This window comes from Alphaproteobacteria bacterium (assembly GCA_019635875.1).
Lineage (GTDB): Bacteria > Pseudomonadota > Alphaproteobacteria > Reyranellales > Reyranellaceae > JAFAZJ01.
Genome location: JAHBYP010000012.1, coordinates 100001 through 113594 on the forward strand (window position 1 = coordinate 100001; position 13594 = coordinate 113594).

At 68.1% G+C, this 13594-nt stretch carries 13 protein-coding genes (1 of these 13 only partly in view); 6 read left to right on the plus strand and 7 right to left on the minus strand.

Features of this window, described 5'->3' with window-relative positions:
* Both KF889_28750 and KF889_28755 read left to right on the plus strand, forming a co-directional pair.
* Positions 1–455: the final stretch of a M23 family metallopeptidase gene (locus tag KF889_28750; GenBank protein ID MBX3503448.1), read on the plus strand. It extends 1273 nt beyond the left edge of the window; 455 of the gene's 1728 nt are visible here — the last part of the coding sequence; its start codon lies off the left edge, out of view; the stop codon is at positions 453–455.
* A 58-nt stretch (positions 456–513) separates the two neighbouring features.
* Entirely contained in the window at positions 514–1809 is a 1296-nt protein-coding gene (locus KF889_28755) for a Rieske 2Fe-2S domain-containing protein (protein MBX3503449.1), read from the plus strand.
* A gap of 162 nt (positions 1810–1971) precedes the next feature.
* On the opposite strand, the gene KF889_28760 is transcribed toward KF889_28755, so the two are convergent.
* Both KF889_28760 and clpB read right to left on the minus strand, forming a co-directional pair.
* Positions 1972–2742 carry a methyltransferase domain-containing protein gene (locus KF889_28760; GenBank protein MBX3503450.1) on the minus strand — a complete coding sequence of 257 codons (771 nt, stop codon included), beginning with the start codon at positions 2740–2742 and terminating at the stop codon, positions 1972–1974.
* Positions 2743–2896: 154 nt separating this feature from the next.
* The gene (gene clpB / locus KF889_28765; protein ID MBX3503451.1) at positions 2897–5515 is read right to left on the minus strand and encodes an ATP-dependent chaperone ClpB; all 2619 of its coding nucleotides are present in this window, start codon (positions 5513–5515) and stop codon (positions 2897–2899) included.
* 279 nt (positions 5516–5794) lie between these two features.
* On the opposite strand from clpB, the gene KF889_28770 reads away from it, so the two are divergent.
* Positions 5795–6259, plus strand: a complete 465-nt coding sequence (locus KF889_28770; GenBank protein MBX3503452.1) for a hypothetical protein — start codon at positions 5795–5797, stop codon at positions 6257–6259.
* Between the two features lie 87 nt (positions 6260–6346).
* On the opposite strand, the gene KF889_28775 is transcribed toward KF889_28770, so the two are convergent.
* The 3 genes from KF889_28775 to KF889_28785 all read right to left on the minus strand — a co-directional run bounded on the left by KF889_28775 (position 6347) and on the right by KF889_28785 (position 8903).
* The gene (locus tag KF889_28775; protein ID MBX3503453.1) at positions 6347–7294 is read right to left on the minus strand and encodes a DUF4167 domain-containing protein; all 948 of its coding nucleotides are present in this window, start codon (positions 7292–7294) and stop codon (positions 6347–6349) included.
* A gap of 204 nt (positions 7295–7498) precedes the next feature.
* Positions 7499–8350, minus strand: a complete 852-nt coding sequence (prmC, locus tag KF889_28780) for a peptide chain release factor N(5)-glutamine methyltransferase (protein ID MBX3503454.1) — start codon at positions 8348–8350, stop codon at positions 7499–7501.
* A 55-nt stretch (positions 8351–8405) separates the two neighbouring features.
* On the minus strand, positions 8406–8903 hold the full coding sequence (locus KF889_28785; protein MBX3503455.1) for an L-2-amino-thiazoline-4-carboxylic acid hydrolase: 498 nt from the start codon (positions 8901–8903) through the stop codon (positions 8406–8408).
* A gap of 88 nt (positions 8904–8991) precedes the next feature.
* On the opposite strand from KF889_28785, the gene KF889_28790 reads away from it, so the two are divergent.
* Genes KF889_28790 through KF889_28800 form a run of 3 tightly spaced genes read left to right on the plus strand, consistent with a single transcriptional unit; the run spans position 8992 to position 10263 of the window.
* Positions 8992–9294, plus strand: a complete 303-nt coding sequence (locus KF889_28790; GenBank protein ID MBX3503456.1) for a nucleotidyltransferase family protein — start codon at positions 8992–8994, stop codon at positions 9292–9294.
* Positions 9295–9322: 28 nt separating this feature from the next.
* Positions 9323–9565 (plus strand): DUF86 domain-containing protein, encoded by a 243-nt coding sequence (locus tag KF889_28795; GenBank protein MBX3503457.1) that lies wholly within the window; start codon positions 9323–9325, stop codon positions 9563–9565.
* A 5-nt stretch (positions 9566–9570) separates the two neighbouring features.
* Positions 9571–10263 carry an ankyrin repeat domain-containing protein gene (locus KF889_28800; GenBank protein MBX3503458.1) on the plus strand — a complete coding sequence of 231 codons (693 nt, stop codon included), beginning with the start codon at positions 9571–9573 and terminating at the stop codon, positions 10261–10263.
* Positions 10264–10378: 115 nt separating this feature from the next.
* Here the strand turns inward: KF889_28800 and KF889_28805 are convergent, their stop codons facing one another.
* Together KF889_28805 and prfA are read right to left on the minus strand one after the other, a co-directional pair.
* Positions 10379–12391 carry a hypothetical protein gene (locus KF889_28805; GenBank protein ID MBX3503459.1) on the minus strand — a complete coding sequence of 671 codons (2013 nt, stop codon included), beginning with the start codon at positions 12389–12391 and terminating at the stop codon, positions 10379–10381.
* Positions 12392–12468: 77 nt separating this feature from the next.
* A complete protein-coding gene (gene prfA, locus KF889_28810; protein ID MBX3503460.1) occupies positions 12469–13545 on the minus strand; it encodes a peptide chain release factor 1 in 1077 nt (358 codons plus the stop codon).
* Between the last annotated feature and the right edge of the window lie 49 nt (positions 13546–13594).

Genomic DNA, 13594 nt, shown 5'->3' on the forward strand with positions numbered 1-13594 from the left:
CCATCCAGCTGGCCTATCTCGTCGACAGCGTCGAGATGCCCAGCCTCTCGGCTTCGGCACCCAGGGCGAAGCCGGCGAAGGCGCGATCGGTGGTGAAGACGCACCGGAGCGTCAAGCGGCATGCGGCGGCCAAGCCGCCCAAGGCCGCCAAGCCGCGCTCAGGGGGCAAATACCGCTCGGCCGTCAAGCAGCGCCCGGCGGTGAAGTCGCACGCCGCGGTGAAGCAACACCCGACAGTAAAGATGCGCTCGGGCGTCAAGCACCGCTCGGGGGTGAAGCATCGCTCCCGGCTGAAGCACCGCTCCGCGGTCAGAGAGTCCCCGATGGTGCAGGCACGTCCGGTGGCGAAGCAGCGTTCCGTGGTCAAGAAGCATTCGGCGGTCAAGCAGCGCAAAATCGTGGTGACGCGCGCCGCCGCCAAATCGCGCGGCGGTACGAGCGCGCGCAAACGCTGACGCGCCGGCTTGCTGCGCGCCGGCGGCTCGCGCAGAGTCCCCGGCGGAGGAATCCGTCATGCTCAGCGCCGCCGACAACGAACTCCTGACGCGCACCGGGCCGGCGACGCCGATGGGCGCATTCTTTCGCCGCTTCTGGCAGCCCGTGGCGCTGTCGGAGCAGGTGGCGGAACGCGACGCGGTGCCGATCCGCGTCACCGTGATGGGCGAAACCTGGCTGTGCTTCCGCGACACCAACGGCCGTGTCGGCCTGGTCTCGCCACGCTGCCCGCATCGTGGCGCCGACCTGGTCTGGGGCCGCAACGAGGATTGCGGCCTGCGCTGCGCCTATCACGGCTGGAAGTTCGACGTGGACGGCAAGGCAATCGACCTGCCCAATGTCGAGCCCGGCTCGGCGCTCTATCGCCATGTCAGGCTCAAGGCACATCCGACGCGCGAGTTCGGCGACATCGTCTGGGCATGGCTCGGACCCGGCGATCCACCGGGCGACGTCCCGGCGCTGGAGTTCGGCCTGGTGCCCGCGACGCACCGCTACGTCACCAAGAAGCTGCAGCAGTGCAACTGGGCGCAGACCATGGAAGGCGCGCTCGACACGGCGCACTTCTCCTTCCTGCACATGCCCGCGCCCTCGGTGGCGTCGAATGCGAACCCCGACGCGCCGGCCGACGAGCGGCGCCTGCGCTGGATCCGCGACGATCCCCGGCCGAAGTTCCAGATCGCCGCGCACGATTGCGGCTTCGTCATCGGCGCCTCGCGCGCCGCGGACGGCGGCGAGCTCTACTGGCGCACCTCGCAGTTCATGCTGCCGGCGCACGCCACGACGCCCTCGACCCTGCCGGGCGAGACCTATTTCGGCTACACCTTCGTGCCGGTCACCGACGAGGATTGCTGGATCTACACCTATGCCTGGAATCCGGCGCGGCCCCTGACCAATGCCGAGCGCGAGAAATTCGCCACCGGTCACGGCGTGATCGCCGAGGTCGACAGGGACTACGTGCCGCTGCGCAACAAGGCCAACGGCTACCTGCGCGACCTCGAGGACATGAAGCACCGCAGCTTCACCGGCGTGAAGGGCGTGGCCGAGCAGGATGCCATGGTGCAGGAGAGCCAGGGCGCGATCGTCGATCGCAGCCAGGAGATCCTCACGCCCACCGACATGGCGGTGGTGCGTTTTCGCTCGGCGCTGCTGGAAGGCGCCCGCGCGCTGCGCGACCGTGGCGAGTCGCCGGCGAGCGCCGCCAGGCCGGCCGCCTACACGCTGCGCTCAGGCAGTTGGATCGCGCCGGCGAGCACGCCGTTCAGCGAGGTGATGATGCAGCGCTTCGGCGATCCTGTGGGCCGCGCGGTCAACTAGAGCGATCTCCGGCTGGGTTGAGTTGCCGCTGTCATCCCGAGCGCAGCGAGGGATCTCTTTGGGAGCGCCGACATCCCGCCGGCCTCTTCCTGAGCCGGCGGGACGCCGGCGCTCCCAGAAAGCTCGGGATGACAGGGTCAAACTGATCTTGCACGCGTCGCTCTAAGCGCCGGCCTGCGCCAGGATGAAGAGGCGGCGGAAGCGGAACAGCGTGCTGCCGTCGGCTTCCCTCGGATAGGCGGCGGCGACGCGCGCGCGATAGGCGGCCTCGAACGCGCCGCGCATCGGCTCCTCGAGCCGCGTCAGGAATTGCGGCAGCCACGAGCCCTTGGTGAATTCCGCCACCGGGTTCTCGCCCTTCAGCACCTGCAGGTACTCGATCTCCCAGATCGCAACGGACGCCGCCAGCGGCGACAGCAGTCGCCAGTATTCATCGGCTGGCGCCACCGGCCTGCGGCGCAGCACCGGCAGCAGCGTCGTGCGCCATGGTCCGTCCTCGATGGTATCGATCACGGTCGAATGCGAGGGTGCATCGAAATTGCGCGGCATCTGGATGGCGAGCCAGCCGCCCGGCGCGAGTTGCCTGAGCAGCGACGGAAACAAGGTCGCGTGATCGTCGAGCCAGTGCAGCGTGGCATTGCTGAACAGCACGTCGGCCGGCGCGTCGGCCTGCCAGTGGTTGAGATCGGCCTCGACGAAGCGTGCCGCCGGATGATCCATGCGCGCACGCGCCAGCATTTCGGGCGAGCCGTCGACACCCGCGAGCTGAGCGTCGGGCCAGCGCGCGGCGAGCAACGGCATCATGTTGCCGGCGCCGCATCCGACGTCGATGACGATCTTCGGCGCCACCGCCGGCACGCGCGCCAGCAGGTCGATCGCCGGCTGCAGACGCTCGCCGGCGAACTTCAGGTATTGAGCGGGATCCCATGCCATGGCGCGCAGCATGGCCCAGCGTCGTCCCGAGCGCCAGCGAAGGACCCCACGGTCGTGATCACAAGCGAAATCGGCGCCGGGAGTGCACCGGCGCCGCCTTCATGTGATCGCTCAACCGCGGGGTCCTTCGCTTCGCTCAGGACGACATCGGCGTCTAGTCGTCGGCCGCGTCGGCGAGGTCGGCCTTCACGGTGTGGCCGGCGATGCTGAGCTCGCCGTCCTTGACCGAGACGTCGACCGCGGCGCCATCGGGCACCGTGCCGTCGAGGATCAGCTGTGCCAGCGGGTTCTGGATCGAGCGCTGGATCACCCGCTTGAGCGGCCGCGCACCGTAGACAGGATCGTAGCCGCGATTGGCCAGCCAGGTGCGCGCCCGGTCGTCGAGCCTGAGCTCGACCTTGCGCGCTTCCAGGAGCTTGCGCAGGCGCGCCAGCTGGATCTCGACGATGTCGCCCATGTGGCCGCGGCTGAGCCGCGTGAACAGCAACACCTCGTCGAGGCGGTTGAGGAACTCCGGCCGGAAGGCGCGGCGCACCTGCTCCATGACGGCATCGCGCGCATCGTCGACCGACTGATCGTCCTTCAATGCCGCGAGATGCTCGCTGCCGAGGTTGCTGGTCAGCACGATCAGCGTGTTGCGGAAGTCCACGGTGCGGCCCTGACCGTCGGTCAGGCGGCCGTCATCGAGCACCTGCAGCAGCACGTTGAAGACGTCCGGATGCGCCTTCTCGACCTCGTCGAACAGGATCACCTGGTAGGGCCGGCGCCGCACCGCCTCGGTGAGCGCGCCGCCCTCGTCGTAGCCGACATAGCCCGGCGGCGCGCCGATCAGGCGACTGACGGCGTGCTTCTCCATGTACTCGGACATGTCGATGCGCACCATCGCCTGGTCGTCGTCGAACAGGAACGCAGCCAGCGCCTTGGTCAGCTCGGTCTTGCCGACGCCCGTGGGGCCGAGGAACAGAAACGAGCCGATCGGCCGGTTGGGATCCTGCAGACCCGCCCGGGCACGGCGCACGGCGTTGGACACCGCGACGATCGCCTCGTCCTGCCCGATGACACGCTTGTGCAGCTCCTCTTCCATGCGCAGCAGCTTGGCGCGCTCGCCCTCCAGCATCTTGTCGACCGGCACGCCGGTCCAGCGCGACACCACGGCGGCGATGTCCTCGGGCTGCACCTCCTCCTTCAGCGCCCGGCCGCCGGCGGCCTCGGCATGCTCGGCGTCCTTGAGCTGCTTCTCGAGCTCCGGAATCCGGCCATAGGCCAGCTCACCCGCCTTGGCCAGCTCGCCGCGCCGCTGCGCGATCTCCAGCTCGGCACGCGCGCGATCGAGCTCCTCCTTGATCTTCTGTGTGCCAGCGAGCTTGTCCTTGGCCGCCTTCCACGCCGCGGTCAGGCTGGCGCTCTTCTGCTCCAGCTCGGCGAGATCCTTCTCGAGCTTGCCCAGCCGGTCCTTGGACGCGGTGTCGCTTTCCTTCCTCAGTGCCTCGCGCTCGATCTGCAGCTGCAGGATGCGGCGATCCAGCTCGTCGATGTCCTCCGGCTTGGAGTCGACCTGCATGCGGATGCGGCTGGCCGCCTCGTCCATCAGGTCGATCGCCTTGTCGGGCAGGAAGCGGTCGGAAATGTAGCGGTTCGACAAGGTCGCGGCGGCGACGATCGCGGCGTCGGCGATCCGCACGCCGTGATGCAGCTCGTACTTCTCCTTGATGCCGCGCAGGATCGAGATCGTGTCCTCGACCGAGGGCTCGCTCACGAACACCGGCTGGAATCGCCGGGCGAGTGCGGCGTCCTTCTCGATGTGCTTGCGGTACTCGTCGAGCGTGGTGGCGCCGACGCAGTGCAGCTCGCCGCGCGCCAGCGCCGGCTTCAGCATGTTCGACGCGTCCATCGCGCCTTCCGCCTTGCCGGCGCCGACCAGCGTGTGCAGCTCGTCGATGAAGACGACGATGTCGCCCGCAGCCGCGGCGATCTCCGACAGCACGGCCTTCAGCCGCTCCTCGAACTCGCCGCGATACTTCGCGCCGGCGACCATGGCGCCGAGATCGAGCGCCATCAGCTTCTTGCCCTTGAGCGCCTCGGGCACGTCGTCGTTGACGATGCGCAGCGCCAGGCCCTCGGCGATTGCGGTCTTGCCGACGCCGGGCTCGCCGATCAGCACGGGATTGTTCTTGGTGCGGCGGCTCAGCACCTGGATGGTGCGACGGATCTCCTCGTCGCGGCCGATCACCGGGTCGAGCTTGCCCTCGCGCGCCACCTGCGTCAGGTCGCGGGCGTACTTCTTCAGCGCGTCGTAGGAACTCTCGGCCGAGGCATTGTCGGCGGTACGACCCTTGCGCAGCGTGTTCACCGACTCGTTGAGCGCCTTGGGCGTCACGCCGGCGCGCTTGAGGATGTCGGCGGCATTGCCGGCGCCGGGCATGGCAAGCGCCTGCAGCAAACGCTCGACCGTGACGAAGGAGTCGCCGGCCTTCTTGGCCAGCTGCTCGGCCTGCTCGAATGTGCGCGCGGTCTCCGGTGCGAGATAGACCTGGCCGGCGCCCGATCCCTCGACCTTGGGCAGCTTGGCCAGCGCCTGCTCGGTCTCGCGCAATGCGAGGCGCGAATCGCCGCCGGCGCCGGCGATCAGATTGGCGGCGAGCCCTTCCTCATCGTCGAGCAGAACCTTCAGGACGTGTTCGGGATTGAACCGCTGGTGACCGGAGCGCAGCGCCAGCATCTGGGCGCTCTGCAGGAAACCGCGGACTCGATCGGTATACTTCTCTTGATCCATGACTCTGACCCCTTCCTTTGTGCCCCCGACTGGCGGCGGGCGAACGGGCGGACCCTCTGATGAGGCATCCGGTCCCAGATATGGGGCGGCCTCCGCCGACGGCAAGACCCCTCGCGGCTTCAGGATTTAGCGCTTCCGCCGCGCCCTGCATTGATCCTGCGCAACCAAATCCGCTCGCCGCTGGATGACGAATGATGGGGATTCTGCCGCGAGCCGACTTGCGTCCGGCGCGCGTCGGTCTACGATCAGCGACGAGGCTCGCGCATAGGGAGAGACCGCATGGCGAAGGCGAAGGGCGCGAAGAAGAAGGCGGCCGCTAAAGCGAAACCCAAGAGCAAGGCCAAGGCCAAGACCAAGGCGAAGAAGCCGGCACCGGCGAGAAAGTCGGTGGCGGCCAAGCCGGTCGCCGACAGTGGCCTGGCCAGGCGCGTGGCCGCGCTCGAGGCGGCGATCGCGTCGCTGAGGAAGGGATCAGGCGGCAAGAGCGATTCCAACGCCATCGGCAAGGCGATCGACGCGGCCGCCACCGAGATCCGTCAGCACGCCGAGGATGCCGATCACGTGGCGATGGCCGAGGTGCGCAAGCACGTCGACAAGGCGGTCGCCGAGCTGGCCGCCGCCGATGAGCGGCTGCACAGCGAGATCGGCGCGGTCGATGCCAAGGGCGATCTCAAGCTTGACGACATCAACGCCCTGCGTCGACGCATGGACGAGCTCGAGGAACGCTTCGCCGCCAAGAAGTAGCGCGTCGCGCAAAAGAGGACGGCGCCGGTGGCTGCCGGCGCCGTGTCGTCTGTGCGCCGCGCACGGCGGCCTGGGCTGTTCCTGGGGCTACTCCTTGCCGCCCGAAGGCTCTCCCGCAGGCTCTGGCGCGGGTCCGCCTTCGCCACCATCGCGCTCACGCCGCTGGGCGCCGCGGAAGCGGCGGAAATGCGGATGGCGCGGCCTGAACTGGCGGTCGCCGCGGCCGCCCTGGCCTTCGCCGGCCTCCGCCCCACCCTCGGCCGGCACCGGCGCGGTTGCCGGCGCGCCGTCGGGGCCGACAACGCTGTTGCCATTGAACGGCGCACCGTCGACCTGCGGCTGCTCGGCGAAGGCCGGGTCATCCGACAGGTTGCGCACCCGCGGCGGGTACGGGATCGGCGTCGCGCCCTCGCCCGGGTTGTCGCCGTAGCCGCCGTCGCGCGGGCCATCGCCCTGCGCCGCCGCTGACCGGCGATCGTCCTGGCGACGATCATCGTGCCGACGATCGTCGTAGCGGCGGTCATCATGCCGGCGCTGCTCATGGCGGCGATTGTCGTAGCCACCGCCGGGGCCGCGCTCCCCGCCATAGCCCTGCTGGCGCTCGTTGTAGCCGCCGCGATCGTCGTATCGGCGCTGCTGCTGCTCGCCACCCTCGGGGCGCTGGCCGCCTTCGCCGGCGCCTTCGCCACCCTGGCCTTCCATCGGGGCGCCCTCGCCCTGCGGCGCACCCTCCTCGCCGCCGCCTTCCTCGTCCCACATGCGGTCGAAGCTGGGACGCACGAAACCACCCTGGGCGGCGATCACCCGGAAATAGTGCTCGGCGTACTGGTAGTAGGACTCGGCCAGGATCCGGTCGCCCGAGGTCGTCGCCTCGCGGGCCAGCGCCATGTACTTCTCGTAGATCTGGTGGGCCGTGCCCCTGACCCGCACATCGGGTCCATTGCTGTCATAGGACTGGTTACGGCTGGGAAACTTCTGTTTTCCGCCGCCGCCATTGTTGCGGCCACGCTGCCGCCGCTGATTGTTCGGTCTCATTCAGCCTGCCGATGTTCGGCCGCGACGGGTATGGACCCCGGTGTTGAATGCCCCGCTCATGCGGGTACCGTCGCGGACTTGGTTCCGAGGGGAACGCTCGCGCCTTTCCGGGCGTCGACAGCGGTTCTCCTCTTCGGATGCCCTCAACCTATCCGGTCGGCCGGTCCTTGCCAAACGATTTGTTGGGCCGTTCGTGGGACCAATTCAGGGCCGCCGGGCGAGGATGACCCGCTCGATCCCGCCCAGATCGGCCGCCACCCGCTCGATCCGGAACCCTGCGGCCCGCATCAGCCGGGCCACGTCCGGGGCCTGGCCCTGGCCGACCTCCAGGGCTGTCCAGCCGCCCTCGCGCACCAGGAAGGGCAGCTCGCCGGCCAGGGTCCGGTAGGCGTCCAGCCCGTCGCGGCCGCCGTCCAGCGCCAGCCATGGCTCGTGCTCGGAGACCTCCGGCGCCAGCCCCTCGATGTCGTCGCTCGGGACATAGGGCGGGTTGGAGACGACGATGTCGTACTGATCGGGCAGCCCGGCGCCCCAGTCGCCGGCGCGCATCGCGGCGCGGCCGGCCAGGCCCAGCGCCTGGGCATTCTCGCGCGCCACCGCCAGCGCCCGCTCGCTGCGGTCCACCCCCACGCCGCGCGCATTGGGCAGCGCGTGCAGCAGCGACAGCAGCAGGCAGCCCGAACCGACGCCGAGGTCGAGCAGGCTGAGCCGGGCCGAACGGTCCGGCACAACCGACAGCACCGCCTCGACCAGGGTCTCGCTGTCGGGCCGCGGCGTCAGCACGTCGGGCGTGACCTTGAACGACAGGCTCCAGAACTCGCGATACCCTAGAATTTGCGACATCGGCTCGTGAGTCAGCCGCCTTTTGGTCAGCCGCTCGACGCGGGCGATGACGCCGGCGTCATCGATCGCCGCCCCGGGGTCGGCAATCATGGCCTCGACCGGCAGGCCGGTGGCGTCGCCGACCAGCAGGCGCGCCTCGAGCCGGCCGTTCTCGATCCCGGCCGCCGCCAGCCGCGCCGCCACCGAGGCCAACATGTCGCCGACCGTGGGCATCCCGCTCAATTCTCCCCCCAGCACGGGGCCAATGTGCCGGGCCGGGAGTCGCCGCTCAACCCTCGTTTTGCGGCCGCAGGCGGTAGTGGAAATCGCAATGGCTGGCGCCGCCCATGATGGTCTGGCTGCGCTGGAACTCGATGCGCGCGTCATAGCCCTCGATGAAGGTGCCATCGCGGTTGCACGACAGCAGATGGCCGATCTCGCCCAGCCCCATCTCGCGATACATCTCGGCGTAGCGGCAGCGCACGACGTTGAAGTCGAGATGCTCGGCGTCCTGGCGCAACGGCTCGATGCGCAGCGCGTCTTCCTTCGTCCACAGCGGCTGGATGGCGGCGAAGCTGGCGAGCGAGGTGCCGCCCTTCGCCTGGGCCGCGAACTGCCGGCCGGCCTCGATTGCGGCCTTGCGAATCGCGCGCTCGATCACGCCCTTGGCCGCTGCTTCGCCGAACGCCGCCTTCATCTCCTCGTATATCGGCTTGATGATCTCGGCCTCGATGCGGCGGCGCTGCAGGATGCCCATCTGCAGGTCGGGGGCTGGGCTGGTCGACATGGCGGCGGCTCCGTCGCGGGGTGATGCGGCAGGCTCGCGCAGCGCGCGGGGCCGCGCAAGGGCCGGTCACCATGGTATGCTATTGCCCATGACAGCCATCGCCATGCCCAGCCAGGAGAGACTGGCCGCGCTGTGCAAGCGCTGGAAGATCCGCGAGCTGTCGCTCTTCGGCTCGGCCGCACGCGGCGAGGCGCGGGCCGACAGCGACATCGACCTGCTCGTCGAGTTCGAGCCCGATCCCGGCTGGAGCCTGTTCGACCTCGGACGCCTGCATCACGAGGCCGAGGAACTGTTCGGGCGGAAGGTCGACCTGGTGGAAGAGCGCCTGATCAGGGGCGAGCGCAGACGGCGCTCTATCCTGCGCGACAAGACGAGACTCGATGCCGCCTGAAGAGCGCGATCCGGCGTACTTCGAGGATATGCTCGGCTTCGGGCGGGATGCCCTTCGATTGGCGCAAGACCGAGAACGCGCCGATCTCGACAGAGACTTCACGTTCCGACTTGCTGCGGAGCGCATTCTCGAGCTCGTGGGAGAAGCGGCGCGACGCGTGTCGCCGGCAGTAAGAGGCGCGCACCCGGATATCCCGTGGATCGACACTGTCGGCATGCGCAACGTCCCCAAGCTCGAGCGCATCGTTGCGGCATTGCCGCCACCCGAGTGACGACCATGCGTGACGTCCTTCGAGCACTGCTCGTCCTTGCCTCGACGCTGGGCGTCACGGCCACCGCGGCCGCGCAAGTTCCACCCTCCGCCGCGGAGATCGCCGCCTATACCGGCTTGCACGCGGCGGCGGCGCGCGGCGACACGGCGGAGATCGCACGGCTGCTCGCCGCGAAGGCCGATCCCAATGCGCGCGACGGCGCCGGGCGCACGCCGCTGCTTGTCGCGGCCTTCGCCGGCCACCAGGCGGCGGTCTCGGCCCTGGTCGCGGGCGGGGCCGATCCGAAGGCCAGGGAGCGCCAGCGCTACGATATCGTCACTATCGCCGCCGTGCGCGACGACGCGGCGATGGTGCGGCTGGCGATCCGGCTGGGCGCCGACCCGCGCGCCATCACCAGCCCCTATGACGGCACGGCGCTGATCGCCGCCGCCCATCTCGGCCACGACGAAGTGGTGCGCGCCCTGATCGAGGCCGGCGCGCCGCTCGACCACGTCAACAATCTCGGCTGGACGGCGCTGATCGAGGCGGTGGTGCTGGGCGACGGCGGGCCGCGCCATGTCGCCTGCGCGCGAGCGCTGGTCGAGGCCGGCACTCGCCTCGACATCGCGGACCGAGGTGGCAGGACCGCGCTTGGCCTGGCCCTTGAGCGTGGCTACGCTGAGATGGTCACGGTGTTGCGGGCTGCGGGAGCGCGATAGAATGTCTGGCAGGACCAGCGGGCCCGAAAGCGGCCTTCGTCTCGTCGCAGTTCGGGCCGCCAATCTCCTGCTATGTCCACTGTGACTATCGCGAGCGCGCCCGTACCTCGACTGTCTATTGCAGACTGAGGCCCACGGACTTGGCCCATGCCTCGATGAACGCCGTGTAGAGGCCATCGGACAGCATTCGAATGTTCGTGGTCTTCTTTGTGTCCAACGCTACCGCGAGGTCACCCTTGGCGGCATAGGCGTACGCGATATCCCGCCAAGCTCGCTGGGTCTCGAATTCTTCCGGATCGAGGTCGGAGCGCACGCTATCAATCAATGGACCGATCCTTGCCAGCTCATGGAAATCGCGCCGAAATGCCGATATGGAGGCGAGTAGCATCAGATGCGCCGCGTACCGCTCGCGCGTCGGCGCCAACGACAAGAGCCCAAGTGGCCGAAACTGCGGATCGGCATTCCAAAGGAGCTCTATAGCCCAGCGGAACTGGGAGTCCGACCCAGGCCAAGCTTCCGTGGTGGCGGCTTGGCGGGCGAGCAATGAGCGGACGATGGCCAGCGCCTCGGTTCGCGCTCCATACATCCTCAGAGCGACAGCGATCTCCTGGGCTTTTTTCAGACCTTCCGTCCCGCTCCGGTCGAAGACATCGATCACGACTTGCGCAATGGCGGGGTCATAGGGTGCATCCATGATCATTGCGACCTTGAATCGATCGCTGATGATGGACTGTCCGCCAATCCCGTCTTGCACAAGAGCGAGAGCGGCGCGCAGCTCATTAGCTCGGCCAGTCACGATCGCACCAACCGCCCAATCCTCGGCCAACCAACGACGCTGCAGATCGTCGGGGCCGGAAGCGAGTAAGGACAAATGGCGCAGCACGCGGTGCACCCAGTCGCCACGCCCGTAGCGCATGAACCACCTGAACGTTCCAGCGGGATAGTCGCGAGCCGCCACCATCGCGGTCAGAGCCCGCTCCAACGCGGCTTCCGCTTCCTTGGCGTTGCCTGCCACGAGGTGCAAGATGGCGATCCACGCCCAACGGCCGCTGTCGGTTTCCTGGCCCCGGCCGAAGTCCGGCGGCACCACGACGTGATTGTGTGTCTCAAGTGATGCAATCAGCTTTCGCGCGAGACTGGCCTCTCCGCCAAGAATAAGGTGAAGGGCGGCGCCAAATGCGCCACCGAAGCAATCACTGGCACGGGCGGTGCGACCCCAACCGTCTTCAAACCATACCTTTTCCCAAAGGCATGCGCCCGCACCTGACCAGTCAACCGTGTGATCGCGCTCGGCAGGTACTTCGGACTCAAGGTCGCGAATGAGCTGCTCGACATACACCGACGCGGCTCGTACATCGTGCCGTTTGACGGCCATCTGGACGATAAGGCCGACCAGCTCCATGCGAAGTCGGCGCTCGGACACTCGCTTGATGAGGTCGATGACAAGTTCCGGCGGGCCCTCACCATCCGCTGGCCCCACCATGTTGATCAACAAGCCAGGTGAGTGCTCGTGGCAAGAGAGCTGATAGCCTCCACACCATTTCAGATCCACATGGTCCCGTAGCTGCTGGATCGCTGAACGCCGCGAATGTTTCGCTGGCTCGGCATGCGGGACTGGACTTGGCGCCGCGTCGCGACGATGCGGCATGTCGCAGTCAAGACCCGCGCGCAGGTCGTCGACCAATCCTTGTTCGATCGGGTCTGACGACCCGAGGACAACCATGTAGAGGATCCAACATCTCTTCTCTGCATTGACCATTGATATCGGCCAGTACCGCCGAAAAGCGGCGAAGTGTCCGCTCCTGGCAAACTCAAGAAAGATGTCGCCGTCCAGCTCACCCGGCTGGCTCGCGAGCCGCTGGCTAAGGCGCCAAGATGCATCCAGTTCACCAAGCCTGATGAGTGCACCACCCAGATCAGACTGCAGCCGCCGTCGATCGAGGTCATCATCGGGAACCGGTACCGTATCGGCGAGTTCCCGCATGAGCTGCAACCCGACCGCGGGTAGCGTCTGTCGTGGCTCGCGGAAGACTGTCACAACCTGATCGACGCGCCGTTCCTGAGCGCTCAGGATGCCTGTCGCGAGCAATGCAAAAGGAAAGAACAGCGCAAGAATGAGGGCGCGCATATCGCCTATCCGAAGACGATCTTTTCAGCAAAGTAACAAATCTGGCGGCGACTGACGGGAAAGAATCTATAAACGCCCTACGCCGCGAACTCCGCCAGCCTTGCCGCCTCGTCATCCGCGATCAGCGCCTCGACCACCTTGTCGAGCGCCGTGCCGTCCATGACCTTGTCGAGCTCGTAGAGCGTCAGGTTGATACGGTGGTCCGTGCAGCGGCCCTGGGGAAAGTTGTAGGTGCGGATGCGTTCGCTGCGGTCGCCGCTGCCGACCTGGCCCTTGCGCGCCGCGGCGCGCTCGTCGGCGAGCTTCTGGCGCTGCGCCTCGTAGAGCCGCGCGCGCAGGATCTTCATCGCCTTGGCCTTGTTCTTGTGCTGGCTCTTCTCGTCCTGCTGGCTGACCACGACGCCGGTCGGCAAGTGCGTAATGCGCACGGCGCTGTCGGTGGTGTTGACCGACTGGCCGCCCGGTCCGGAGGAGCGGAACACGTCGATGCGCAGGTCCTTGTCCTCGATCTTGAGGTCGACCTCCTCGGCCTCGGGCAGCACGGCGACGGTCGCGGCCGAGGTGTGGATACGGCCCTGCGATTCGGTGGCCGGCACGCGCTGCACGCGATGCACGCCCGATTCGAACTTCAGCCGCGCGAAGACGTCCTTGCCGGTGACGGTGGCGGTGGCCTCGCGGTAGCCGCCCATGCCGCTGTCGCTGAGCTCCATGATCTCGAACTTCCAGCCGCGCAGCGCGGCGTAGCGCTGGTACATGCGGAAGAGATCGGCGGCGAACAGGGCGGCTTCCTCGCCGCCCGTGCCGGCGCGCACCTCGAGGATGGCGTTGCGCGCGTCGGCCTCGTCGCGCGGCAGCAGCATCAGCTGCACCCGCCGCTCGAGCAGCGGCACGCGCTCCTTCGCGGCGCGGAACTCCTCCTCGGCCAGCGCCTTCATCTCGGCGTCGGTGCCGGCATCGGCGATCATGCCGGCGAGGTCATGCGCCTCCTTCTGCGCCGCGCGCAATTCACCGACCGCCTCGACCAGCGGGCCGAGCTCGGCATATTCCTTCGATGCCTGGGTGAAGCGCGCCGAATCGAGGCCGACCCGCGAGAGCATGGCCTGCAACTCCGCGTGGCGGTGCACCACCTGGTCGAGCTTGTCGTCGAGTGTCATGGGCTTCGCCTTCCCTTCCCCCGGAGGGGAAAGGTGCCCGAAGGGCGGA

Coding starts and splice junctions, on each gene's coding strand:
- KF889_28755 (MBX3503449.1), top strand. CDS start 514: ATGCTCAGCGCCGCCGACAACGAACTCCTGACGCGCACCGGGCCGGCG.
- KF889_28760 (MBX3503450.1), bottom strand. CDS start 2,742: ATGGCATGGGATCCCGCTCAATACCTGAAGTTCGCCGGCGAGCGTCTG.
- clpB (MBX3503451.1), bottom strand. CDS start 5,515: ATGGATCAAGAGAAGTATACCGATCGAGTCCGCGGTTTCCTGCAGAGC.
- KF889_28770 (MBX3503452.1), top strand. CDS start 5,795: ATGGCGAAGGCGAAGGGCGCGAAGAAGAAGGCGGCCGCTAAAGCGAAA.
- KF889_28775 (MBX3503453.1), bottom strand. CDS start 7,294: ATGAGACCGAACAATCAGCGGCGGCAGCGTGGCCGCAACAATGGCGGC.
- prmC (MBX3503454.1), bottom strand. CDS start 8,350: ATGCCCACGGTCGGCGACATGTTGGCCTCGGTGGCGGCGCGGCTGGCG.
- KF889_28785 (MBX3503455.1), bottom strand. CDS start 8,903: ATGTCGACCAGCCCAGCCCCCGACCTGCAGATGGGCATCCTGCAGCGC.
- KF889_28790 (MBX3503456.1), top strand. CDS start 8,992: ATGACAGCCATCGCCATGCCCAGCCAGGAGAGACTGGCCGCGCTGTGC.
- KF889_28795 (MBX3503457.1), top strand. CDS start 9,323: ATGCTCGGCTTCGGGCGGGATGCCCTTCGATTGGCGCAAGACCGAGAA.
- KF889_28800 (MBX3503458.1), top strand. CDS start 9,571: ATGCGTGACGTCCTTCGAGCACTGCTCGTCCTTGCCTCGACGCTGGGC.
- KF889_28805 (MBX3503459.1), bottom strand. CDS start 12,391: ATGCGCGCCCTCATTCTTGCGCTGTTCTTTCCTTTTGCATTGCTCGCG.
- prfA (MBX3503460.1), bottom strand. CDS start 13,545: ATGACACTCGACGACAAGCTCGACCAGGTGGTGCACCGCCACGCGGAG.